The sequence below is a fragment of the Pelodictyon phaeoclathratiforme BU-1 genome (assembly GCF_000020645.1).
GTDB lineage: Bacteria > Bacteroidota > Chlorobiia > Chlorobiales > Chlorobiaceae > Chlorobium > Chlorobium phaeoclathratiforme.
The window spans coordinates 2,496,445-2,518,836 of the sequence record NC_011060.1; the positions used below are offsets into that span (position 1 = coordinate 2,496,445).

The following is a 22,392-nucleotide window of genomic DNA, read 5'->3' on the forward strand; positions in this document are numbered from 1 at the left end:
CAGCACCCATCCCCCGATCGAACGGCTAACCGCCCACGGTTAATAAAAATCGAATATAACACTTCCCCTCTGAAAACCCCCTCTCCCGGCCATTTCAAGCCTCGCTCACCCTCAGCGAGAGAAGAGGCTCAAGATGGATACCATTTTTTTTCAAACCAGATTTATCTATACTGTAAGGATTGCGAATGTTCAACAAACTCCCCCCCACAGGTTATGAGTGCAGAGATTCTTTCGGTCAGTGAACTGACGCAACAGATCAAAACAAGGCTTGAAACTCATTTTCCACAGGTCAGACTCAAGGGAGAGATCTCCAACTGCAAGCGACATGGTTCGGGCCACATCTATCTGACACTGAAAGATGAGGGGGCCCAGATTCCGGCAGTTGTCTGGAAAACGACTGCCAGCCGCATGGCGGTTGCACTGAAGGATGGCATGGACGTTATTGCCGAAGGGCGTCTTGAGGTCTATCCCCCATCAGGCCGCTATCAGCTCATCTGTACCTCAGTCACTGAAGCAGGTCAGGGCGCCCTGCAGCAGGCTTTTGCCGAGCTTCTGCAGAAACTTGCAAAAGCAGGTTATTTCAATGCTGAAAGAAAAAGAGCAATTCCGGCCATCCCGGAAATCATCGGCCTCATCACCTCATCTACAGGAGCAGTAATCGAAGATATGAGCAAGGTGTTCGAGCGCAGATTCCCGGCGGCACAACTCCTTCTCTATCCGGTCAAGGTGCAGGGCAACAGTGCAGCGGAAGAGGTTGCTGCCGCAATAGCCTGGTTCAACAGCACAAAAAAAAGAGCGCACCGACCTGATATCATCATTATTGCAAGAGGCGGCGGTTCACTGGAGGATCTGCAGGCCTTCAATGGAGAGATTGTTGCCAATGCCCTCTATAACTCGAAAATCCCGGTCATCAGCGCCATCGGCCACGAAACCGATCTGACCATTGCCGACATGGTAGCCGACCTGCGGGCCGGAACGCCCTCCATTGCCGCCGAACTTGCCGTCCCCGACAGGCAGGAGCTGCTCCGCCATATCAGCAATCTCCAGTCGCGACAGGATCGGCTCCTGCAGGCAAAGCTTGAAGGCACAGAACGTCAGCTCTCTTCAATCTGCAGCAGTTACGCCTTCAACCGGCCACCTCTTCAGATGTTGCAGTTTCATGAGCGGCTCGACTCGCTCGTCAGCCAGATGTCACGAGCCATCACCAACCTCTTCAGCCAGCGGGTACAGCACTACGCCGCAGTCAAACAGCAGTTGAACACGCTTGATTACCGTAAAACCCTTGAACGGGGATATGTGCTTGTCAAAAAAGAGGGGAAATTCATGACTGGTTCGCAGAAACTAAAAGCTTCCGACAACGTGGAGCTGCTGTTTCATGACGGAATGCTGCCAGCAGTGATCAGCCCGGCAAAGAGCTCCTGATAATACGACGCACCTGCTCAAGATCTTCAACCGTATTGACACCCGGATTGTCAACAAGCGTTGTGACGCACTGAATGCGAAAACCGTTCTCAAGAAGCCGGAGCTGCTCAAGCGATTCTGCTTCTTCAAGCATGGAGGGAGGAAGTGAAGCAAATTTCTGAAGCACATCGGCACTGAAGGCATAGAGCCCGATGTGACGGTAAACAATGGTTGTGGGTCGCATATTGCGCTGAAACGGTATCGCACTGCGCGAAAAATAGAGGGCGAACCCCTTTGCATCCATAACCACCTTCACCTGATGCGGATCCTCGATCTGCACATGATCATCTGGACGCAGGGGCAAAACAAGGGTGGAACAATCGGGAGGATTTTCGGAAAAGAAGGGCTCAAGGGCCAGATCAATATTTTCGGGGCTGATGAGTGGCTCATCTCCCTGCAGATTGACAAAAACATCCCCTTCGATATGGCGGGCAGCTTCGGCAATCCGCTCGGTACCGCAACTCGCTGTGGGAGAGGTCATGACAACCTCAGCCCCGCACGCATCAAGAACAGCGGCTATCTCGCGGCTGTCGGTAGCAACAACAACCTTTTCAGCCAAACGGGATTTGAGCGCCTGTCGCCAGGTTCGCACAATCAGCGGTTCACCTTCGAGATCGGCCAGCATCTTGCGGTCGAGACGACTCGAATCGAGCCTTGCGGGAATAAGTATAACAGCTTTCATGAGCAGTCAGGAGTAATCAACCAAAGGGTTCAAGAACGAGGGCTGCAGCTTTGGAACTGATCCCTTCAACCATCACTGTTTTTGTCCGCGAACTCTGGCCTGAGAGGATATGAACCCGCGATGGAGGAATGCGAAAGAGCTTTGAAAAGAGTTCACAACACTCCCTGTTGGCTGCGTCATCGACTGGCGCAGCCTTCAGGTTCACCTTTAAACCACCGTTATAGAGGCCACAAACCCTGCTTTTGGACGATCGGGGCTGTGCCTTGACAACAAAGACTGCACTGCCATTTTTTTCGCGAAGCTCTATCACCCTATCCGATCACTTTCGGCACCTTGAAAAAGCGATCCTGCCGGTCAGGAGCATTCAGCAATACGGCTGTTGAGGAGAGCGGCTGATGCTCAACATCCTCGCGCAGCACATTGACCGCATCATGAATAGTGCTCAGAGGCAGAACACCTTCGGTATCAACTTCATTGAGCTTTTCAACATAGTGCAGGATATTGTTGAGCTCGCTGGTCATCGTCAGCATCTCATCATCGCTGAACTTCAGCTTGGCCAACTCGGCGATATAGGTAACATCTTTGGTGGTAACCGACATAACAAACTACGTAAAATTAGAAAAACACCTTTTTCAACTGCATTTCTGCAAAAAAGCAGGTTTTACAGCTTGACCTACAACCTGCAGAGTACCGCTTTCTGCTCATCAAAATGGTTTTTTGGACGCAGGTCAATCGGAACAAAATTCCTTTCTGCTTCGCCAAGATAGATCTGCCGGGGTCTTGCAATTTTCTGCTCCGAATCCTTGACATGCTCAGTCCACTGTGCAAGCCATCCGGGAATCCTGCCGATAGCAAAAAGGACCGGAAACATATCCAGCGGAAATCCCATCGCCTGATAAATCAAACCGGAATAAAAGTCAACATTGGGATAGAGCTTCCGATTAATAAAATACTCGTCTTCAAGTGCAATACGCTCAAGTTCAAGAGCAATATCAAGCAGCGGACTGCGCCCGGTCTCTTCAAAAACCTGAAAGGCAATATCCTTGATAATTTTTGCCCTTGGGTCATAATTTTTATAAACCCTGTGACCAAATCCCATCAAACGACCTTCACCCTCCTTGACCGATTTTATGAAGTCAGGAATTTTGTCAATTGAGCCGATTTTGAGCAACATGTGAATAACAGCCTCGTTGGCCCCGCCGTGCAGCGGACCATAAAGCGCCGCACAGCCAGCGGCTATTGCGGTATAAGGATCGACGCCAGAACTGCCAACCGCACGAACCGCATTGGTTGAACAGTTCTGCTCATGGTCTGCATGAAGAATAAACAGAACATCGAGAGCATGTTCAAGAATCGGATTCGGCTCGTAATGATGTTCGGTCATTTTGAACATCATGGAGAGGAAATTGGCCGTATAGCTCAGCTCATTGTCAGGAAGAACGTAGGGAAAGCCCAGACTGTGACGGAAACTCATGGCCGCGAGAGTAGGTATTTTGCCAATAAGGCGGCGTACCTGAAGTTTGCGCGACTCTTCACTGTTGATATCCTTCGCGTCACTGTAAAAGGTCGAAAGTGCGCCGACCGTACCAACCAGAATACCCATCGGATGTGCATCATAACGGAATCCATCCATAAACTTGATAATATTGGAATGGGTCATGGTATGATTCCGAATATTGTAGGTCCATTCTGCCAGCCTCTCCTTGTCCGGCAACTCTCCCTTGATCAAAAGATATCCGGTTTCCAGAAAAGAACTCTTCTCTGCAAGCTGCTCAATGGGATAACCGCGATAACGCAAAATCCCCTTGTCACCATCAATGTAGGTGATGCGGCTTTTGCAGGATGCTGTATTTAAAAAACCCGGATCATAGCCCAACACCCCGAAATCTTCATCTGATATCTTGATCTGACGAAGATCCATCGTATTCAGACAACCGTTTTCAAGCGGAAGCTCATAAGCTTTTCCCGTCCGGTTATCCGTAACGGTGAGCGAATTTCTGGAATCGATAACGGCCATAATGGTCACAGTCTTGATGGTTGAATGCCTTTAAGAAAAAAAGGATTACGGGAATGCCCCCCACTTTTCTGTCGTTTAATATAAACAGAAATAAATGAAAATAGTTTTTGGATATTACAGGGAGTCTGCCTACATTTACAACTTCTTAATGGAGCTGTAGCTCAGTTTGGTTAGAGCGCCTGCCTGTCACGCAGGAGGTCGCGGGTTCGAACCCCGTCAGCTCCGCAAAAGAATAAAAAAGGCACTGCAATGCGGTGCCTTTTTTATTTTCCCCCTCCCGGATTTCTTGCCATTCAAAACACTATCTCGGCACCAGTTCAACACGGCGATTTTTAGCCCTTCCTGCCTCCGTGCTATTCGACGCAACAGGAGCAAGATAGGCCGCCCCATTTGCCGTAAGGCGAAGCGCTGAAATACCAAAATCCTTGACAAGAGAGGCGGCAACGGCTTCAGCCCTGCGCTTGGAGAGCACGGTATTAGCCTCATACCCGCCAACATTATCGGTATGCCCCACAACATGCAGTCTCAATGTCGGCTGTTTGTTCAGAAGTATCGCAATTTCCTTCAGCGCAGGACGAGACTCAGGTTTGATATCCCATTTATTGGGGTCAAAATAGATGCCATAGAGAGCAACCTTGCCAACAGCGCTCAATGACTGCGACATTTCAGCAGCAGTGACCGTCACCATTTTCTGCACCATGGGCTGAGTTTCAATAATATCGACAGCAAGGTAGGCGCCGCGTTTTGCCTTATACACCGCATCACTCTTCCCCCACTCCACAGCAGTCAAATGAACATAGACATCTCCTTCCGGACGCTTCTTTTTAGCGCTGGCGACACAGATACCCGCCTTTTCGGCCGCAAAAAAGATATAGTTGCTGCGATTGGTCTGAATATCCATAGAGCCAAAGGGGGCAAGATAATTGGTCCAGCGAACGGCTGCAGGATCTTTCTTTGAGTCGTAGAGGATAACAAACCCTCTTGCTGTCAGCTCATTGAGGTAGTTCCTGAAAACTTCAAGAGAGCCGGTATCACCAGCCGCTTCATACCAGATCCGCGTCAAACGCCCTTCCGGTTTCAGGGGCAGGGTAACATACTCCCGTTTTTTACTCTCAAAGCTATAACGGCTGAAGGTTGAGGTCTGCAGCTCATACTCATCAAAACGCTTTGCCTGGTACCCCACAATTTCCGAGCCAGCAAAGCGGCGCAACAAGGGATGATCTTTGGAACCGGCAAGATCAGCGGCGACAGCATCTTTGCACGACAGAAAAGCTATCATGAATAAAAAAAACAAAATGAGCCTGGGTGATTTCATGGGGAATACTCCTGTGGGTTAGTGGTGAATCAAACTTTTTTGCGCTTGTCGCGCACATAAATAGCTTTCGATTGCCCATCGCCAGCAATGCGTTCCTCAATATCGAAAAGTTTTGTCGCGGCCAGCAACTCTCCAAGCCTGATATAGCCATAATTACGCGGATCGAACTCGGGTGACTGTTTTGCAATATTACTTCCGGTCGTTGCAAGATGCGCCCAGCCGCTTTCGTCCGAAGAAGCCTCAACGGCATTCCTCAGCAAGCGAACCAGACGGGCATCCCGCTTGAGTTCCGTCATCGTTTTCTTTGCGATCGACTCATTTTCATTGATTTTTGCCCGCAACACCTCGATATAGATGAATTTGTCACAGGCAGAAACAAATGCCGACGGAGTCTTTTTCTCTCCAAACCCGTAAACAAACAGCCCCGACTCCCTTATGCGTGAAGCAAGTTTTGTAAAATCACTGTCGCTTGAGACAATGCAGAAACCGTGAAACCTTCCCGTATACAAAAGATCCATGGCATCAATGATCATGGCGCTATCGGTAGCATTTTTGCCTTTGGTATAGCCGAACTGCTGAATGGGCTGAATGGAATACTCCAGCAGCACCTCCTTCCAGCTTCTCAAAGCCGTCGATGTCCAATCGCCATATATTCTTTTGACGCTCGACGTTCCATACTTCGCGACCTCAGCCAAAAGACCTTCGATAATGGTCGCCTGTGTATTATCGGCATCAATCAACACCGCGAGCCGCTCCGTTTTTTCTATTGCCATGGCACCTTCCGCTCTTTTGTTCTTTCCAAAAAAGGCAAACAGCCTCAGCTTTTCACCGTGAAACCCTGCCCCTCAATCACCGCAGTCACCAAGGCAAGGCTCACCACTTCCGGTTCATATTCCACAACAACAGAGCCCTTGAGGAATGAAACTTCCGCAGCACTGATCCCTTCTACCTCTTCAAGCGCCTCTTTGACAAGCAGCTCACAACCGCCGCAATGCATACCGCTGACCTGCAGTTCGTTTTTCATGGATATTTACCTGATAAAATCATTTACATTATCATCTCCGGATGCGCAGCCACTTTCAGCGCAACAACTCACCAAGGAAGAAGTTACGTACACTACCGGCAATTTTAAAATATTTCCGTCAAATGAGGATTGGAAGATCATTCCTTGAGTGGTTATATTGAGATACTATGAAACATGCACAAACACATTCAAAAGCAGGCATATCATGCCTTTTTGTGATCATTCTCCTGGCAGGAATGACCATACTCACTTCATGCAACCGCACCCAGAACGAGATCGACAACCTGCAGCAGCAGGTCTGGAAAAACCCGGATAATGCCACCGACTATCTGCGTCTCGGCAACGCCTATGCACGCTCCAAACGCTACAGCGAAGCCACCGATACCTACAAGAGGGCGCTTGCCATCAATCCCGGACTTGACGAAGCCCTGCACGCACTTGGCGCCGTAGCCTTCAACCAGAAAAAATATGCTGACGCTCTGGGATATTTTCAGAAGCACCTCGATCGCTCACCAAAAGACTCGCTGAGACTCTACGATCTCGGCAACGTCACCATGCAATTGGGACAGTTCGAAAAGGCAGCTACCCTTTACAGTCAAGCCATAGAGAACAGTGATGCATTTACCGATGCCCACTACAACCTTGCCGTCTGCTATCTGCGCACAGGACGCAGAGCCGAAGCCGAGGCGATTTATGAATGGCTTCTTGTGAAAAACAACTATCTTGCCCTCTCTCTGCAGAAACATCTCAAAAAAGAGGCCCGGTGATTATCCCTTCAGAGGAACCTTTATCCATAGAAAAGGCCGTTTCAAGCCTTGCGTCGGCATTAGCCCTGTATGGTGACAAGCATGTTGAGCCCGATCAACGGGAGCAACACCTGCTTGTAACATTCCGTCAGCCACTGCAACCGACTGAACCTGATGAATGGCTCAGCTCTCAGAGCGTTTATCCCAGACTCTTCTGGATGAACCGGGAAAGAGATTTTTCCGTAGCCGGTATCGGAATTGCCGACTCCATTGCCTGTGAAGGAGCAGGAAATAATGGAGACAATTTCCGGCAATTCGCCCTTTCTGTCAAAGACAAAAATCCCGATGCCCGTTATTTCGGCGGCTTCCGTTTCAACAACGAGGAAAAACAGGATCCCATCTGGCAACCCTTCTCCTCCTTCTCCTTTGTCCTTCCGCTTCTCCAGTTAACCTTTGAAAACGGCGCCTTCGCCCTCTCATGCCACCTCTGGGTTGAAATCGGCGATGACATCCATAAAAAAATCAGCGCCCTAACCGACCTGCTCGACCGTGTTGTAACCGACACAAACAGCACAGTCATGAAACTTCCGGAGCTGCTGCACCTCAGCTATAATCCGGATGAAAAAGAGTGGATGGAAGAGTGCCGGAAAGCGCTGCTGACCTTTGAGTCCGGCGAGATGGAAAAGATCATGCTGGCACGGCAGACCACGCTCGAATTCACAAGCATCTTTTCACCGCTCCTTTTTCTGCTGCACTACCCCTACAAGCAGAACACCATCTTCCGGTTCTACTTTGAACCCGCCCCAAACCACGCCTTTTTCAGCTTTACCCCTGAACGGCTCTACCGCCGGGACGGCAATATGCTGCTCACGGAGGCTCTGGCTGGCACCTGTTCAAAAGAGTCCATCAACGGCGATGACCACCTCGCCTCTGAAGTACTTCTGAACTCGGAAAAAGATATCCGTGAACATAACTTTGTCAGGGAGATGATCTATCAGGAGCTGCAAAAGATATGCAGCAATATTGATATGGAAAAAGAGGTCAACGTCCTGCAACTGAATCGTCTTGCACACCTCTACACCCGCTGTACCGCCCAACTGAAACCCGAATTCGAGTACGACAGCGCCATCCTGCAACTGCTCCACCCCACTCCCGCTGTAGGCGGAGTGCCCAAGGCTCCGGCCATGCAGCATATCATGGAGCTGGAACCCTTCAGCCGTGGCTGGTACGCCGCTCCAATTGGCTGGGTAAGCCGGGACGCAGCAGAATTTTGTGTCGGAATCCGTTCAGCCCTTGTCCATGGCCGTTTTGCCTACCTCTACTCCGGGGCCGGCTTGGTAAAAGGATCAAATCCCTTTGCTGAATGGGAAGAGGTTGACCAGAAAATCGGGGACATTCTGGCCATATCCCGGCAAGAGGCATGAACAACCGCCAGATAAACTCACTCTGGAGCAGCATCATCATTGAAGAGCTGATCCGTCAGGGCGCTGATTTTTTCTGCATCTCGCCAGGCTCACGCTCAACGCCCCTCACCGTTGCCATTGCAAGAAACCCGAAAGCGCGATGGAAAATGTTTGCCGATGAACGCTCAGCCGCCTTTTTTGCCCTCGGTTACGGACGGGCAACTGCCAGGCCAGCCGTACTCATCTGCACCTCCGGCACCGCTGTCGCAAACTACTTCCCTGCCATTGTTGAGGCATCGATGGACTTTCAGCCGATTCTCGTGCTTTCCGCCGACCGCCCCTTCGAGCTGCTCGAATGCGGAGCAAACCAGACCATCCGCCAGGAAAACATCTTCGGAAGTTATACCCGCTGGCATATGCAACTGCCTGTGCCATCGAAGGAGATTCCCCTCAAGGCACTGCTCTCCACCATTGCCCATGCCGTAGTAAAAACCATTGGATCGCCCGCTGGGCCCGTCCATCTCAACCAGCCCTTCCGGGAACCGCTTGAACCGGAAATACCTGACCTGAAAGATGCATGGGCAGCGCCCCTGCAAGAGTGGCTGGAAAACGGAAAACCATCAGGAAAATCGGCGCTTCCTGAAAAAGAGCCTGATGCCGAAACGTTGTCCTTGCTGCGCGAAGCCCTCGCAGTGGCAAAAGAGCCCCTGATCATTGCCGGAAACATGCAGAAACCCGAAGAGGCTGAAGCAGTTGAACAGCTTGCCCTTGAACTGCAGATACCACTTTACACCGACTTCTCATCGGGGCTGCGACTGAAAAGCACCACCCGTCCCTGGCAACTGGCCTTTGCATCGCCACACTTCACCCGCCACTTCAAGCCCGATCTGGTACTCCATTTTGGAGGCCATATCATCGCAAAACAGCCGGCAGCAGCCATCAGAGAGTGGAAGCCAAAGCACTACATTGTCGTAAAAAACCACGCCAACCGCCTCTCGCCCGACCATAATGTAACCCTCAGCATCGAAGCCTCCATTGCCTCGACCGCAGCCAAACTCAAGGGATGCCGCACACTTTCATCCGGCATAATAAACGCCGCAACCGAAGAGTTCTTCAGGCGGGCTGAAGAAGAGATTGACGCCGAATGCATAGGCAACAAACCGGTCACCGAAATTTCAGCCGCACGACTCGTTTCGCGTCTCATTACCGCCCAACAACGGCTCTTCCTCTCGAACAGCATGCCCGTCAGGGATATGGACAACTTCGCCTGCAGCAGCCACCCTCACGCCATCCGAAGCGCCATCAACCGGGGAGCAAGCGGCATAGACGGCATCATCTCCACCGCAGCAGGCTTTGCTGAGGGAGATGGCAAAAGCACAACACTGATCATCGGCGATATCGCCTTCCTGCACGACCTCAACGCCCTCTCGCTGCTCGGCGCCATGACCGTACCCCTGCAGATCATCGTCCTGAACAACAACGGCGGCGGCATCTTCTCCTTCCTTCCTATTGCAGAGTACCGTGACCTTATGGAAACCCATTTTGCCACACCACAAAACTACAGCATCCGTTCAGCCGCCGAAACCTTCGGGCTCGACTACGCCTGCCCGCAAACCAACCAGGAATTTACCCGCTGCTACCTCGAAGCAACCGGCAGCCCCCGGAGCATCATCATAGAGCTGCGCAGTAACCGGGCAGAAAATCTTCACCACCACCGCGCCCTGCAGGCGAGAATCGAAACCCTGACCAACCACCTCTATCAAGGTTTTATTGAAAAGATTTCTGAACAGCCGAATTAAATAGCGTTATAACAGTAACCCAACTGTACAAACCGCATCCAAGGCAAGGATTCAGGATAAACGCGTGCAAATACCCGTGTATATTTTTGTAATTTTCCTGTTCACACTCCAAAGAAAGTGATCTACATCAGTATTTGTTTTTCCATCAGAAACTCTTGACGCACACCAGAAACAGGGAGATTTATTATGGACAAAAAACATCTTGTTGCTCGCAGAAAAAAGCTCTTTTTCTGTCTGCTTCTCCTGCTCTTCACCTCTTCGCCTCTCCGGACAGCATCTGCGGTTGATCACTGGGAGGGTGGATATGTCGGCAGTAAAACCGAAGGCGATGCCACAACTCCGGTATGGAACTTTATCAATAATTTCAGCTATGATCAGTATTACTGGGCTGAACCCTTTCAATTTACATCCTCCAACAATGAACGGGTCGACAAAATGGACTTTTCCTACTTTGTCGGTCACGGCAGCCCATGGCAAATCAAATGCCAGTCAACCTGGGTTGACCTGACAACTGCGGGCTCAACAACGCATAAGGGGTGGGGTGATTACAATGCGGAATTTGTTACCCTGCACGCCTGCAATGTTGTCGCAAGCCCTCTGGAAGTTGCCGACTGGTATTCTGCCTGGACCGGCGGTACCGGTGTCTTCGACGGCGTTCACCAGGTCTGCGGTTTCCGTACCACAGCATCGATGTCCTGTGATCAGGATATTTCAGCCTATTTCGGCAGCCGCATAAAATCAGGGGCAGCCGTCTGGCAGGCATGGTTTGATGCCATCTCGCTTTACGGCGACGGAAGTGAACGAGGTGCGGCAGTAATGTATCCTCCCTGTGAGGGTGATTCGTATGCAACCTTCAGCGCTGATCCACCCGCGACTCATACCTGGCTTAAAATCTGGTATCAATACTAATTGAGAGGAGACTAATCATGAAAAAAATGACATCCATTGTTGCCCTCATAACGATGACTCTTGCTCTGGGAACGAACGTTTCTGCCGAAGAACTCACACGGAAAAACCCTCTCCCCGATCAAAGCTTCCTGCATCTGGCAGCGAGGAGTAATAACTATATCGGCAACAAAGAGCTGATAACCTATCAGGCAGTTCCCGTCAAAATGCTCAATCAGAGCGATGCGCAAGAACTATTGGGACGAATCATGAAGAGTTCGCGTGAAAACAACAGCTCTTTTGAAAACGTTCAGCAACTGACTGGTCGCTTTATCTTTACCTCCGCAAACGATCCTTCTGCGGTCTTTGACATCGATCAACAGAACGGCAGCTTTCTGCTGAACTTCGGTCTCGGAAAATATGCAGCCGAAGAGTCAACAAGCAACCTCCCTTCAGTGCAGGCGGCTCCGGAACTGGCCAGAAAATACCTTTCAGAAACAGGCAATATGCCAAAAAAGAGCAAAGAGATGCTCGTGGCACATGTTGGCGGTCTCGACATGAGTGTTTCGAAAGAGGGGAAAAGTACCGGCGCCTACAAAAAGCTGGTTACGGTGCAATTCAGCCGCAAGTTGAATGGTCTGCCTGTCCAGGGGCCTGGCTCGCGAATAGTGATGCATCTGGGTGAAAATGGCAACCTGACCGGTATGATCCGTAACTGGCCTGAAGTGGAAGCACGAAAAATTCAACCAGCCGAACTGAAAAGCAATGAGCTCATCCGGAAGGATATCCAGAATCAGCTCTGCATGTTGACCGGACATTCGGAAAAAAACACCGCTCAAAAATCAACCCTCGTGCTCTTTGATGATGGCAGAGGCGTTATCGAACCAGCACTCTTCGTTACTGCCAAAGCTCTCTATCAGGGCCCGAATAATCGTGAAGTCATAGAGATCCCTGTTGATTTCTACGTCCCGCTTCTCAGAAAACCGAAAGCCTACTATCCATTCATGCAATCCCTCGACTCCAAAATCCCCGGAATCGACAAACAGCAAAAACCATCAGAAACCATTCTTTCTCCCAAAACCGGAGAAGGACAATCAGATATGCGATAACCATTATCACACAGCGTAGGGGCACGGCATGCCGTGCCCCCGTGCCGTTACCCCCCACAATGCCGTGCCCCTACACGTTTCACAATGCCACCACCATCCGGGTGCGGCATGGAAGCCAACACACCATATCCCCGCATCGTAGGGGCACGGCATGCCGTGCCCCCGTGCCGTTACCCCCCACAATGCCGTGCCCCTACGACGAATACAATTGATCGATTTCCCAATGCAGAGGATTATTGCGGATGTATTCCCTGATTCTTTGCAAGGTGGGTTCATCACGGATCAGGTGTTCCCAATAATTGCGTTGCCAGACAACACCTTTCGCGGACGTTTGAGAAAGATCGTTAATCCCTTTGGTCACCGCCGATTTGAATGAACGAATCACCGTCGGAATTGACCCGGAAACCGGCACCCCGAATTGTTCGAATGCCGTTGTCGTTGTCGCCATCGCAGGGTCACGGCATGCCGTGACCCTGCGGGTTGCATCATCATTGTCCCCAACCCGCAAAATACCGTGAACATGATTAGGCATGACAATCCATTCATCCAATTCAATATGGGAAAAATGATCCGGAATGGCCGACCAACAGGCAGCAGCAATTTCTCCCTGTACAGTGAGCCGCATCACATCATGCTCAATGGCCCCAAACAGACAAAATCGATTATGCGTACAGATGGTAATGAAATAAAACCCGGATTGGCCGTAATCGTACTGTTGCAAACGGATGCTATGCCGATGATGATCCTGCATTATGCCCCCCCATTTGTTTGATTCGCCGTTCGTTATACGGGTACGCCCGATTTGCATGACACCAACGCATTGTGTGTCCCGCATCGCGAGGGCACGGCATGCCGTGCCCTCACACGTTTCACAATACCACCACCATCCGGGTGCGGCATGACCCCAACACACCGTGTGTCCCGCATCGTGAGGGCACGGCATGCCGTGCCCCTACACGTCACCAATGCCACCGCCATCCGGGGTGCGGCATGGAACCCGACACACCGTATGTCCCGCGCATCGTAGGGGCACGGCATGCCGTGCCCCTACAATCAAAAAAAAATTCCATTCTCACCATGTGAGCCTGCCTTTTTGCGGGGGCTCTTTTTTCAGAGATTCAGAGATCAGATTGCCAGATTTTCAGGAAGAAAAAGGACTGGAACGAATCACTCGAAAACCAAGGCTGACGTACCAGCTCCACGGATCGTTGATGAGCCGGGAGGAGCAGCGCAGAGCATCAGCATTACTGCTATAATACGACGAACCACGCTGAGCTAGCCACTCATTTTCTTTATCATACCAGTTGCCCATCCACTCCCAGACGTTGCCAGCCATATCATACAGCCCTTCCGGGGTAGCTCCTTCAGGATAGTTGCCAACCGGTGTCGTTGTGCCTATGTTTTTATTATAGTTCGCAAGTGTTGAGTTGGGCTTTCCCTTCGCTTCAGACCACGGATAAGAACGTACTTTCTGCCCAGTTGTTCCTTGCTTTCCACCCGCTGCCCACTCCCACGCCATTTCATCAGGAAGACGGTAACATGTCTTATCACCTTCAAGCAAGGAAAGCCAGAGGCAATAAGCTCTGGCAGCATACCAGGTAACCCCAACCACCGGCTGATCCTCTCCATCGTATTTGCGATCTTCATCATACTTTGAACGAAAGAGTGCCGCAAGATCACTTTTACCGTTATTGTAATAGCCGCCAAAATCCGTTCCCCACCTGTTATCATTTGCGATAGCATCCAGTTCAGTGGTGAATGCTGAATACAAAACCGGCATCTCTTTTGCCTGCAACCATGCAATGAAGATGCGGTAAAGCTTGTTGGTTACCGGATACTTGGCGAAGTAAGTATCTGACACATCCACGATTTCGTCTGTAACTGAATACCGGTAGTTTCCGCCCGGTATCAGGATGTACTCCGCATTCTGTTCATTGGGATTTCGGAACGATGCCGGTTTTCCGCTGATGCTCTTTTCAGCTTTTGAAGTTAGCGATTGACCTCCAAGTGCCAGAATCACCTCCTCAGTCCGATTGATAACGTCCCGGTTCTCTCCGGCAAGTTTTTTCTCCCGGAACTGCTGCAACGCATCAAGCGCTACCGGTTTATTGATAGCTTTGAGGCAGTCAAGAATCACCCGCTGCCGACCGCCTGTTGTAGTCGGTTCAAGCAGCTTGTTGCACAATGCGTCAATTTTTTTTCCTTTAGCCTCTTCAATGATTGTTTGCAATAACAACTGCTGCTTTGGTGTCATCTCGTCACTCCATGGCGAATCAAACAGCTTTTGCATGAAGGCATCAAAAACTTTGGCATCAACTGATGCTATAAAAAAGCGGAGTGGTTCCTCCCACCAGTCATCACCAAAATTCGCAACAAGTGTGTTCAGATACTCATAGGGACGATCTTCCTTGAGCTGAACTCCTGCGAGATATTCACGGAATGATTTATGACGGAAGAGGTACTCCTTGCCGCCAGTCTCGACCAACAAACCTGCACGATTGACCAGATAGTCGCAAAAAACTTTTGCGGTTGGAGGAGTATCCAGCGTGTCAAGCCACTCCTTCATTTCACTGTGCATTTCTGTTTTTGCCGCTTCATCTTTTTTGAGCGTATCCTGCATCCAGAATGAAACCGGCCCAAGCACCTGCCGGGCATGAGTTGCCGAGAGCAGCGGTTTAATATCCCGGCGTTTGTCGCGGAATTCAAGCAGATAGTTGAGCGCTGCATCGTAGAGTTCAACACGGCTTTCCGGCATGTACTCCCTCTCCTTCCACAAAATAGCCATGATCTGCAGAATCATGGGTATGGCGGCCAGTTGGCGCAGCCCCTTGTTCTTCTCGACCTTGAGATGCGCAACAATGGTGGTGGTGCGTTTTTCGGCCTCCTTTTTTTGTTTCTCCTGCCACAACTCCTCGTGAACTCCTTTTTCACAAGGCTCTTTCAGAAATGCAGCCGTGAACCAGTTTCGTAAAAACCGCTCCTGCTGCTCCGGGGTAAAGTCCTGTACATCGGCACGTTCATAATCTGAGGCAAGCTCAATACCCTCATCTTTGCGGTACCCTGTCGCCCGTGATGTCACCACAAACCAGGCCTTGCTGAAGCCGCTGAAGGCGTTGTCAATCCACCGGCACACCTCTTTTCGCTCTTCGATGTTGCTGATTTCATCAAGACCGTCAAGCAACACCAGCGAGCTGCCGTGGTTCAGCCAGTCATTGAAAACCTTTGCATCAATGGATTGGTGATGCTTTTCTGACCAGGCAGCAAGGGTTGCTGGCAGATTTTCAGTGCAACGACCCTCCTTGTCGCGGACAAGATCACGCAAGGGCAGGTAGAATACATTGAGTGGAGCGCTGAATCCAAGCTTCGCGAAATCCTCAAGCGCACAAAGGGCATAATACTTGAGAAGCGTTGTTTTGCCAGCACCAGGGTCACCGATAACGAGCAGCATCCGGCGACCTCTCCGGTCGTGGAAGGCCTGCTTCATGATCTCGTCAGGATAGAGAATATGTTCACCTCCCTGCAACTCGCTCTCTTTTGAAAAAAGCCCACCTCTTGCATAACTGTCGGAGAGTCGCAAGGGCACAAAGGTGTCGTTGTTCAGGTTGACCTTGATGCTCTCAACACCCGGAAGCCCAAGCATACGAATGTAACCCAACTCCTCTTTAAGGATAGTCTGGTAACACTCTGCGCACTCTTCATGTTTTTTGTCAACGGATTGAGAAGTTTCCTTGCCTGCTTCAGGTGCCGATGGGGTTGCATGAAAAGCAAGGCGCAGATCGGAGAGCGCTTTGGCCGCCTTTTCCCTGAACTCCTCAAGGCTGTTGAACTCGGCATAAACACGATGCACTTTCGAATCCGGCCCCATATTCTTTGCCCTCTCACGGAAGGCGTTCAGCTTCTTGCGATTCAAGGCTTTGAGTTCAAACTCGGACTCAATGACTTTGTGCTCATTCCCCATGAGGAACAACAGAATGGGCCGACCGAGACGTACCGCTTCGTTGAATTCCAGTTCAGTGATTGAAACACTACGAGGATTACGAGTGGGACATTTTGGCATCTGGCCAAGCTTCTTTGCGATGATTCCAATATAGACGGCACTATCCCGAACCATCTGTAGCGAAGAGTCGATCACATCCACGCCAGACTTGGCTGAATCATGCTCCATCACCACAGCTTTAAACCCCGCGCCATCGATAATGTTGATCAGCGCAGCACGATGCTCCTTCAGGTCGGTGAAGGTGCTCGAAACCATAACTCCCTTATAATCAAGCGGCATAGTGGATGTTTCGTTTGGCATCAAATTTGGGAAAGGTTGTTAACTGCTTGCACCTGTCAATCAAAACGAAATCAGTCCCGTTCACTTCTCACGCAGCAATACCGGCTGTTCCACAGCAACAAATATTCCGGTCTAATAAATTACTCTCGCATGTTGCAGATAATAGCTATCTTACCCTTACATAGCTGGCTCCTGTAGTCATACACTCCATCCATGATTCAATATGTGATTTTAAAGATTACATTGAAAGTGTGCCTGAAATCTCCCGATTTTTTGGAATCATCATAAGAATGTTTCATCAGGAGCACAATCCTCCTCATTTTCATGCGGAATTTCAGGGTAAGAAAGCTGTTTTTGATTTTCAGGGGAACATTTTGCGTGGTGATCTCGGTTCAAAAACCGCAGTAAAACTGGTAAGAGAGTGGGTTGACCTCAGAGTTGCTGAACTTGAAACAGACTGGCGTTTGGCAATGACAGGTCAGGAAATCAAGAAGATTGAACCTTTAGACTGATTTTTTGCCGATGTGGAACATGAACGACATTGTGCGTATCACCTGTAAAGAGGGGTATATTTACCATATCATCTTTGATAACGGCATAAATGGCGACGTTGATTTTTCCGAATACCTCTCAACTGGCCCTGTTTTTGAGCCGTTGAAGGAGATAACCTTTTTCCGGAAAGCATCAATTGAGGGAGGTACCATATCATGGCCAAATGGTGCCGACATTGCGCCTGAAACGCTCTACGATAAAATCATACAAGCTCAAAGCAATATCAATCCTGGGCGATTTCTTCCGCAGCCTTCGTATCATTTTCGAGAAGAAATACAAGATCCTCTTTCGCTTCAGGGATAAAACGGGTGGCGAATTTCACGACCTCTTCTTTTTTTCTGCGAGAAGCATCTTCTGAAGATGCTCAACAACCGCCTGAGCATCACTATACTCTCCGGTGCTGCGGGCACGCTCACGCGATGCAAGCCCTCGGACAATGAACTCCGATGTGTCTGCAAGAATGGTACGAATAGCTTCGGTCAGTTTATCGGAGCTCTGTTGCGCTGACTCAGTCAAGTCAAGCAGAAATGCGGTGGCTTCTGGATTGATGCGGCCATAGGTCAGAACTTCTGCAAAATGACCCTCCTGAAGAGCGCGAAAGAGTGCACGGGCAAAGAAGAATTCAAGGAAACTGCGATGCGAAAAACGATAATAACCATCCGCGCTGCGCACAAGGAACGAGGCGGTACGCAGTTCAAGGTCAACCCGCTCACTATCGAGGCTGCGGGCAAGTCCCCCTTCATGATGCAGCAGCACGGCGAGGTCGGTGTAGTGGATCTGGTTGCGTGGCCTGCTCCAAAGCTCACAGGCCATGCGCTCAAGCAGGTCACGCATATGCTCGACGTTTACCTCCCCCTGGCTCAGCCGAATGGTGTTCAGCCAGCGGGTGGTGTAGGTCAGGTAGAGTGACCCGGTGGTTACTTTTTCGCCCTGTTTTATCAAATCGGGAAGAGAGGCGACAATCATGTCGAGCAACTGGGGTGTTGAAGCGATATCCTGGAGGCCATATCTCTCTTCGATAAACCGCCGTGCCTGATCACCCTCAACAATGCCGAGGCGCTTTTGGAGGTACTCTGCAATCTGCTCCTTTGTGAAAACGGGCAACATATCGAGCGTAGCGTCGAAAGCTCGTGCAGCTTTACCCAGAGCTGAATCCGCTTCGAAGAGCTTGTCGCCACCCTGCACGGCTTGCCTGGCGCTGCTGTTGTCGCGGAAGAAGTGGCTGCGAGAGGTGATGAGCACCCGGTTGGCACGTGGGTTACGACCGGAACTTGCTGTCGGACGCACCAGTTGGCGGAACTGCTCTTCGACACTGCGCCCAGCCTGGGCAACGCCCATTTCATCGAAACTGTCGAGCAGGAGCACTACCCGGCCCGCTTCGAGCAGGTGCAGCACAATCTCCGGATTGAGCACGGTGCGCAGTTCGGCTTCGAGATGTTCACGGATAAGGCTTTCGAGCGAAATTGCATTTGGAAACTGGCGCAGGTTGATTTCGACCGGAATCGGACTTTCGGAATTATTTTCGCAGTTGCGGGCAAGTTCGTAGGCAAACCGCTCAACCAATGTGCTTTTACCGGTACCGTAATCGCCGAGCACAAGCCACAATCGACTTCCCGCTCCCGAAACCCATTCAAGAGCGTGAGGTAACATCAATACCGTTTTTTCGTCGGGCTGCTTTTCAAGAATCAGATATTGATCGACATAGTTACTGGCAAGAGCGCTTGCTTCGTAGCGCTGACGGATGCGGGCAAGGTAAGGTGAAAAATCGAAGAGGCTGCGTTCCAGTTCATCAAAAGTAAGCGCCTGAATGCCCTGTTCTCGCGCAAAACTACGGGCCGCCGGGCTGAAGTCGCGTGCGGCAACCACCATGCCACGAGCCTGCATCTGGCTGGCAGTCGGGCCATCGAGCCAGGTTTTGAAGATCTGTACGGTCTCTTTCGGGATGACGCTTTGATGATCTTTGCATTCCACAAGGTAGAGTTCTTCACGCCCGAAATCGGCACGCTTGCGAGCGACAAGATCAACCCGGTTGCTGTCGATCAACTGTTCCCGTTCAACGCTATAACCAAGCAGACGCAAAAGGTGAGCAACACGCTCTTCAAAGCTCTTGCCTTGCTCATGACGATCTTTGTTACGGCGGACGACCAGATCGGGACGGGCATCGTCGCTGCGGCGGGCCGACTCGCTCTCGGCGATAACCTGTTGGCGTACCTTGTCAATTCGGCGTTCCAGATCGTTATAGGCTTTGGCTACCGGAGTTTCCGGGCGTGTTGCTGCGTAAAGTTCTTCGGTGAAAAGCAGACGGGAATCAAAAGGGATGGTGTCCAGCTCAGAGAGTGTCAGACCAAAGGACTCTTTCCAAATCTCTTGGCCTTGGGCACGCAAATCTGAAATATCCGGAATCGGCGATGCAACCAGCAAGCGGGTAAGGCGCGGCAGCGTACCCCGTGCAGCAATACGCCCCTCGCTTGCCGAATGAAGGGCTTGCCAGACATGGGCGAGGCCCCTGGTATTCTGCCTGCCGTAGTTGCCAACAAGAACGGTGGCATGTGGCAGCAGGGCGGCAAGCAGACCACCGATGTCGGTGATACCGGTTCGAGAGTCAAGTAACACTGTTTCAAATCCAGCCTTGCCGAAAGCATCAAGGATACCGCGAAAGAGTGCGAGGCCGATGTCGAGGTCACGAACCAGAAAATCATCCCAGCGGATGCTCTGAAAAAGCCCGGCAAAGTCCTTGTTATCGCCATAGGCAGGCAAGATGAAGAGACGATCCTGTTCCGGCGTCTGGCAAGCGAGTTTCAGAAGTTTGCCGAAATCAGCTTTGTTCGATGCTTTTCCGGATTCCTGCCATGCAATCATCCATTCAAAAAAACCCTCTTTGACAGGTTTTGATGGCGTCAGCCCTGGAATGTTGTGCAGTCCTGGCGCTTCGATATCGAGATCCCACAACAACGTTTTGCCACGCCGAGCGCAAAGAACACCAATATTGGCGGCAAGCAGGCTGCGCCCGACGCCGCCCTTGTAACTGTAGAAGGTGACGGTGAATGGAGTCATGCGGCAATCAGTTTTCCAATTTTCACGTGCGACTGAATCGTAGCGTCTGTTGAGAGTAACCCGCGAAAACCTGTCACAGGTGCTGCCATCTTTGGTGCGCTTGCTGCATGCTTCCGCCCGATATCAGTGAGTTGCAAAAGAATATCACGACCCTGTTTCCGTTTGGTTACAAGCCCGCAAGATTCGAGATTCCCAATAAGCTGTGTGACCCGACCCGCACTGACTCCCAGTTTTTTTATAAGGTCCAGTTGAGGGAGTTCACGATTTCCTGTTTCGAGAAGCGATTGCAGAATTTCGGGAACATGGCGGCGCCTGAGCAGCACTTCAGGATCAGCGTAAGCGAGGTTAAGGCGTCTCGATTCAAGCATATCGCTCGCTTCCAGCCATCGAAACCTGTACTCTTCAGGAAGCGATGCCGATGAATTCAGACCGTCAAGAGCGCTATGGATAAGACGTTGAAGTTCAGATATACCTTCGCGATCGTTGGGTCGTGCAATTGCATCTGCTGACCAGACCGAGATCAGCAGATTTGCCATATCCAACGCTTTTTCATCCCATTTTTCAAGCTTTTTGATGGCCTCAAGGAGGTCGGAAGGCATCGCACGATCGACAAAAAGAAGCGGATCGCTTGCGTGTAGAGAGAGTATGTTCATGACGACTTCCTAAATGATTCTAAACCTTTCCGCATAGAATAATTTAACATTATTTAGAAAAGAAAAAATCCCGTTTTTATGCTAATTGAAAACAATCAACCTCAAATCCGACTCTTTCTTTGCTATGGAAATTTTTGCAGCCCAATCCAAATATCCTTTTGGCATTCCTGTAACGTCGACAGGAATACCTTGAGGATTGCTGAGTGGAACCGCACGATGGTATTTCAGCCAACCGCGAGTCGGCACAAGCGGGCAAGAGCCTGCCTGTAACTTTCAGCATTTATGAATTCAGCTACCTTTTCCATGCATGGGGTTCACCTGTTATTGAAGCTCCCTGAAAAAACCTGAAGATATTGATGCAATTTTTCGGAGATGTCACACAGCAACACAAAACATAAACCACTGCTGAGTTGTGGTTGCGAAGTCAGATTATCAATTGCAGGTTACGAAGTTTTTTCTCTGCAGGCAATTTTCTTTTTCACCTGCAAAGAGCTTTTTGCACGTCGACAGGGTTCATATATTAATCCAAAATCCTTCCTAATGACCACCGTAAACAGGTACAGCAATCTGTCAACAACATTATGAGCATAACAACCACCACCCCCAAGAGTGAGACCCCACTTGACGCGGAAAGCGTAAGGGATTCTTCCCTTCCCCGCATTCTCTTTCTGCACGGCTTTCTGGGCTCGGGCGGCGACTGGGTTCCATTTGCCCAGCAGCTTGACAAGGAGTACTGCTGCATTCTGGTTGATCTGCCCGGACACGGGGAGAGCGAAATAGAGGCAAATGGTGACCCCGACCTCTTTTTTACCGAAACGGTTGACCTTCTGGCGGAGGAGCTGAGCCGCTCGGCAACTCCCGAACCCTGCTTTCTTGTCGGTTATTCGATGGGTGGCAGAATTGCTCTTTCTCTGGCGCTGCGCTACCCGGAACTCTTTGAAAAAGTCATTATTGTCTCGGCTTCGCCCGGCCTCAGAACTGAAGCGGAGCGCCGGAGCCGCAGGGAGAGCGATGAAGGCATTGCGCGGAAAATCGAGCGGAACTTTGAGGGGTTTATCAAGGAGTGGTATGAGCAGCCGCTCTTCTCCACACTCAAAAATCACCCGATATTCCAGGAGATCGAGAGCGAAAGGATAATCAATAATCCCGGAAACCTCGCCTCGGCGCTCAGGCTGCTCGGCACGGGATGCCAGCCCTCCGTTTGGGAGGAACTGCAAAATAACAGGGTGCCAATACAATTTTTTGTGGGTGAAAAAGACCTTAAATTCGTTGAGATTAACCGCCAAATGGTTAATTTGTGCCCTGAGTCCGAACTTGAGATCTTTCCCGGCTGCGGACACACCCTGCACATCGAAAACCGGGAGCTGTTTCTTGACTGCCTGACAAGATTTTTCAACAAGCATCAACTATCCTGAT

20 protein-coding genes and 1 tRNA gene are annotated in these 22,392 nt (G+C 50.5%); 10 read left to right on the forward strand and 11 right to left on the reverse strand.

Features of this window, described 5'->3' with window-relative positions; genetic code table 11:
- Positions 1–213 precede the first annotated feature (213 nt).
- Positions 214–1,422: an exodeoxyribonuclease VII large subunit gene (gene xseA / locus PPHA_RS11920; RefSeq protein WP_012509075.1), complete on the forward strand. Its 1,209-nt coding sequence runs from the start codon at positions 214–216 to the stop codon at positions 1,420–1,422.
- On the opposite strand, the gene kdsB is transcribed toward xseA, so the two are convergent.
- The 4 genes from kdsB to PPHA_RS11940 form a co-directional block, all read right to left on the reverse strand.
- A complete protein-coding gene (gene kdsB / locus PPHA_RS11925) occupies positions 1,400–2,143 on the reverse strand; it encodes a 3-deoxy-manno-octulosonate cytidylyltransferase (protein WP_012509076.1) in 744 nt (247 codons plus the stop codon). The genes xseA and kdsB overlap by 23 nt on opposite strands.
- A gap of 16 nt (positions 2,144–2,159) precedes the next feature.
- Complete coding sequence (locus tag PPHA_RS11930; RefSeq protein WP_012509077.1) at positions 2,160–2,453, reverse strand: DUF167 domain-containing protein; 294 nt, start codon at positions 2,451–2,453, stop codon at positions 2,160–2,162.
- 1 nt (position 2,454) lies between these two features.
- Positions 2,455–2,742: an Asp-tRNA(Asn)/Glu-tRNA(Gln) amidotransferase subunit GatC gene (gatC, locus tag PPHA_RS11935; RefSeq protein ID WP_012509078.1), complete on the reverse strand. Its 288-nt coding sequence runs from the start codon at positions 2,740–2,742 to the stop codon at positions 2,455–2,457.
- A gap of 74 nt (positions 2,743–2,816) precedes the next feature.
- Positions 2,817–4,160, reverse strand: coding sequence for a citrate synthase (locus PPHA_RS11940; protein ID WP_012509079.1), 1,344 nt, complete (start codon positions 4,158–4,160; stop codon positions 2,817–2,819).
- 150 nt (positions 4,161–4,310) lie between these two features.
- Here PPHA_RS11940 and PPHA_RS11945 point away from each other — a divergent pair.
- Positions 4,311–4,385: transfer RNA gene (locus PPHA_RS11945), tRNA-Asp, on the forward strand.
- Between the two features lie 76 nt (positions 4,386–4,461).
- On the opposite strand, the gene PPHA_RS11950 is transcribed toward PPHA_RS11945, so the two are convergent.
- From PPHA_RS11950 to PPHA_RS11960, 3 genes are read right to left on the reverse strand one after another with little or no spacing between them, the layout of a single operon-like run.
- Positions 4,462–5,475, reverse strand: a complete 1,014-nt coding sequence (locus PPHA_RS11950; protein ID WP_012509080.1) for an OmpA family protein — start codon at positions 5,473–5,475, stop codon at positions 4,462–4,464.
- A gap of 29 nt (positions 5,476–5,504) precedes the next feature.
- A complete protein-coding gene (locus tag PPHA_RS11955; protein WP_012509081.1) occupies positions 5,505–6,248 on the reverse strand; it encodes an NYN domain-containing protein in 744 nt (247 codons plus the stop codon).
- Between the two features lie 44 nt (positions 6,249–6,292).
- Positions 6,293–6,499 carry a heavy-metal-associated domain-containing protein gene (locus PPHA_RS11960; protein WP_012509082.1) on the reverse strand — a complete coding sequence of 69 codons (207 nt, stop codon included), beginning with the start codon at positions 6,497–6,499 and terminating at the stop codon, positions 6,293–6,295.
- 167 nt (positions 6,500–6,666) lie between these two features.
- Here PPHA_RS11960 and PPHA_RS11965 point away from each other — a divergent pair, with 167 nt between their 5' ends.
- The 5 genes from PPHA_RS11965 (at position 6,667) to PPHA_RS11985 (ending at position 12,441) form a co-directional block, all read left to right on the forward strand.
- Positions 6,667–7,266 (forward strand): tetratricopeptide repeat protein, encoded by a 600-nt coding sequence (locus PPHA_RS11965; protein WP_012509083.1) that lies wholly within the window; start codon positions 6,667–6,669, stop codon positions 7,264–7,266.
- Positions 7,263–8,669 (forward strand): isochorismate synthase, encoded by a 1,407-nt coding sequence (locus PPHA_RS11970; protein ID WP_012509084.1) that lies wholly within the window; start codon positions 7,263–7,265, stop codon positions 8,667–8,669. The genes PPHA_RS11965 and PPHA_RS11970 overlap by 4 nt, the downstream gene beginning before the upstream one ends.
- Positions 8,666–10,447 (forward strand): 2-succinyl-5-enolpyruvyl-6-hydroxy-3-cyclohexene-1-carboxylic-acid synthase, encoded by a 1,782-nt coding sequence (menD, locus tag PPHA_RS11975; RefSeq protein WP_012509085.1) that lies wholly within the window; start codon positions 8,666–8,668, stop codon positions 10,445–10,447. Before PPHA_RS11970 ends, menD begins: the two co-directional genes overlap by 4 nt.
- A 186-nt stretch (positions 10,448–10,633) precedes the next feature.
- Complete coding sequence (locus PPHA_RS11980; RefSeq protein ID WP_012509086.1) at positions 10,634–11,356, forward strand: DUF6345 domain-containing protein; 723 nt, start codon at positions 10,634–10,636, stop codon at positions 11,354–11,356.
- A 17-nt stretch (positions 11,357–11,373) separates the two neighbouring features.
- Positions 11,374–12,441: a hypothetical protein gene (locus PPHA_RS11985; protein WP_012509087.1), complete on the forward strand. Its 1,068-nt coding sequence runs from the start codon at positions 11,374–11,376 to the stop codon at positions 12,439–12,441.
- A gap of 193 nt (positions 12,442–12,634) precedes the next feature.
- On the opposite strand, the gene PPHA_RS11990 is transcribed toward PPHA_RS11985, so the two are convergent.
- Both PPHA_RS11990 and PPHA_RS11995 read right to left on the reverse strand, forming a co-directional pair.
- Positions 12,635–13,192, reverse strand: coding sequence for a transposase (locus PPHA_RS11990; RefSeq protein WP_041526881.1), 558 nt, complete (start codon positions 13,190–13,192; stop codon positions 12,635–12,637).
- 390 nt (positions 13,193–13,582) lie between these two features.
- Positions 13,583–16,738 carry an SUMF1/EgtB/PvdO family nonheme iron enzyme gene (locus tag PPHA_RS11995; RefSeq protein ID WP_049759937.1) on the reverse strand — a complete coding sequence of 1,052 codons (3,156 nt, stop codon included), beginning with the start codon at positions 16,736–16,738 and terminating at the stop codon, positions 13,583–13,585.
- A gap of 230 nt (positions 16,739–16,968) precedes the next feature.
- Between PPHA_RS11995 and PPHA_RS12000 the strand changes: the two genes are divergently transcribed.
- A complete protein-coding gene (locus PPHA_RS12000) occupies positions 16,969–17,229 on the forward strand; it encodes a DUF4160 domain-containing protein (RefSeq protein WP_012509090.1) in 261 nt (86 codons plus the stop codon).
- Positions 17,230–17,248: 19 nt separating this feature from the next.
- Complete coding sequence (locus PPHA_RS12005; RefSeq protein ID WP_223293915.1) at positions 17,249–17,572, forward strand: DUF2442 domain-containing protein; 324 nt, start codon at positions 17,249–17,251, stop codon at positions 17,570–17,572.
- A gap of 15 nt (positions 17,573–17,587) precedes the next feature.
- Here PPHA_RS12005 and PPHA_RS12010 read toward each other — a convergent pair whose 3' ends face one another.
- Positions 17,588–20,323: a KGGVGR-motif variant AAA ATPase gene (locus PPHA_RS12010; RefSeq protein WP_012509092.1), complete on the reverse strand. Its 2,736-nt coding sequence runs from the start codon at positions 20,321–20,323 to the stop codon at positions 17,588–17,590.
- Complete coding sequence (locus PPHA_RS12015; protein ID WP_012509093.1) at positions 20,320–20,976, reverse strand: helix-turn-helix domain-containing protein; 657 nt, start codon at positions 20,974–20,976, stop codon at positions 20,320–20,322. The genes PPHA_RS12010 and PPHA_RS12015 overlap by 4 nt, the downstream gene beginning before the upstream one ends.
- A gap of 581 nt (positions 20,977–21,557) precedes the next feature.
- On the opposite strand from PPHA_RS12015, the gene menH reads away from it, so the two are divergent.
- Positions 21,558–22,391, forward strand: a complete 834-nt coding sequence (gene menH / locus PPHA_RS12020; protein WP_012509094.1) for a 2-succinyl-6-hydroxy-2,4-cyclohexadiene-1-carboxylate synthase — start codon at positions 21,558–21,560, stop codon at positions 22,389–22,391.
- Position 22,392 lies beyond the last annotated feature (1 nt).

Excerpts from the sequence above, each read along its gene's own strand:
- xseA (WP_012509075.1), top strand. The coding sequence starts at position 214 with ATGAGTGCAGAGATTCTTTCGGTCAGTGAACTGACGCAACAGATCAAA.
- kdsB (WP_012509076.1), bottom strand. The coding sequence starts at position 2,143 with ATGAAAGCTGTTATACTTATTCCCGCAAGGCTCGATTCGAGTCGTCTC.
- gatC (WP_012509078.1), bottom strand. The coding sequence starts at position 2,742 with ATGTCGGTTACCACCAAAGATGTTACCTATATCGCCGAGTTGGCCAAG.
- PPHA_RS11940 (WP_012509079.1), bottom strand. The coding sequence starts at position 4,160 with ATGGCCGTTATCGATTCCAGAAATTCGCTCACCGTTACGGATAACCGG.
- PPHA_RS11950 (WP_012509080.1), bottom strand. The coding sequence starts at position 5,475 with ATGAAATCACCCAGGCTCATTTTGTTTTTTTTATTCATGATAGCTTTT.
- PPHA_RS11955 (WP_012509081.1), bottom strand. The coding sequence starts at position 6,248 with ATGGCAATAGAAAAAACGGAGCGGCTCGCGGTGTTGATTGATGCCGAT.
- PPHA_RS11960 (WP_012509082.1), bottom strand. The coding sequence starts at position 6,499 with ATGAAAAACGAACTGCAGGTCAGCGGTATGCATTGCGGCGGTTGTGAG.
- PPHA_RS11965 (WP_012509083.1), top strand. The coding sequence starts at position 6,667 with ATGAAACATGCACAAACACATTCAAAAGCAGGCATATCATGCCTTTTT.
- menD (WP_012509085.1), top strand. The coding sequence starts at position 8,666 with ATGAACAACCGCCAGATAAACTCACTCTGGAGCAGCATCATCATTGAA.
- PPHA_RS11980 (WP_012509086.1), top strand. The coding sequence starts at position 10,634 with ATGGACAAAAAACATCTTGTTGCTCGCAGAAAAAAGCTCTTTTTCTGT.
- PPHA_RS11985 (WP_012509087.1), top strand. The coding sequence starts at position 11,374 with ATGAAAAAAATGACATCCATTGTTGCCCTCATAACGATGACTCTTGCT.
- PPHA_RS11990 (WP_041526881.1), bottom strand. The coding sequence starts at position 13,192 with ATGCAGGATCATCATCGGCATAGCATCCGTTTGCAACAGTACGATTAC.
- PPHA_RS11995 (WP_049759937.1), bottom strand. The coding sequence starts at position 16,738 with ATGCCAAACGAAACATCCACTATGCCGCTTGATTATAAGGGAGTTATG.
- PPHA_RS12005 (WP_223293915.1), top strand. The coding sequence starts at position 17,249 with ATGAACGACATTGTGCGTATCACCTGTAAAGAGGGGTATATTTACCAT.
- PPHA_RS12010 (WP_012509092.1), bottom strand. The coding sequence starts at position 20,323 with ATGACTCCATTCACCGTCACCTTCTACAGTTACAAGGGCGGCGTCGGG.
- PPHA_RS12015 (WP_012509093.1), bottom strand. The coding sequence starts at position 20,976 with ATGAACATACTCTCTCTACACGCAAGCGATCCGCTTCTTTTTGTCGAT.
- menH (WP_012509094.1), top strand. The coding sequence starts at position 21,558 with ATGAGCATAACAACCACCACCCCCAAGAGTGAGACCCCACTTGACGCG.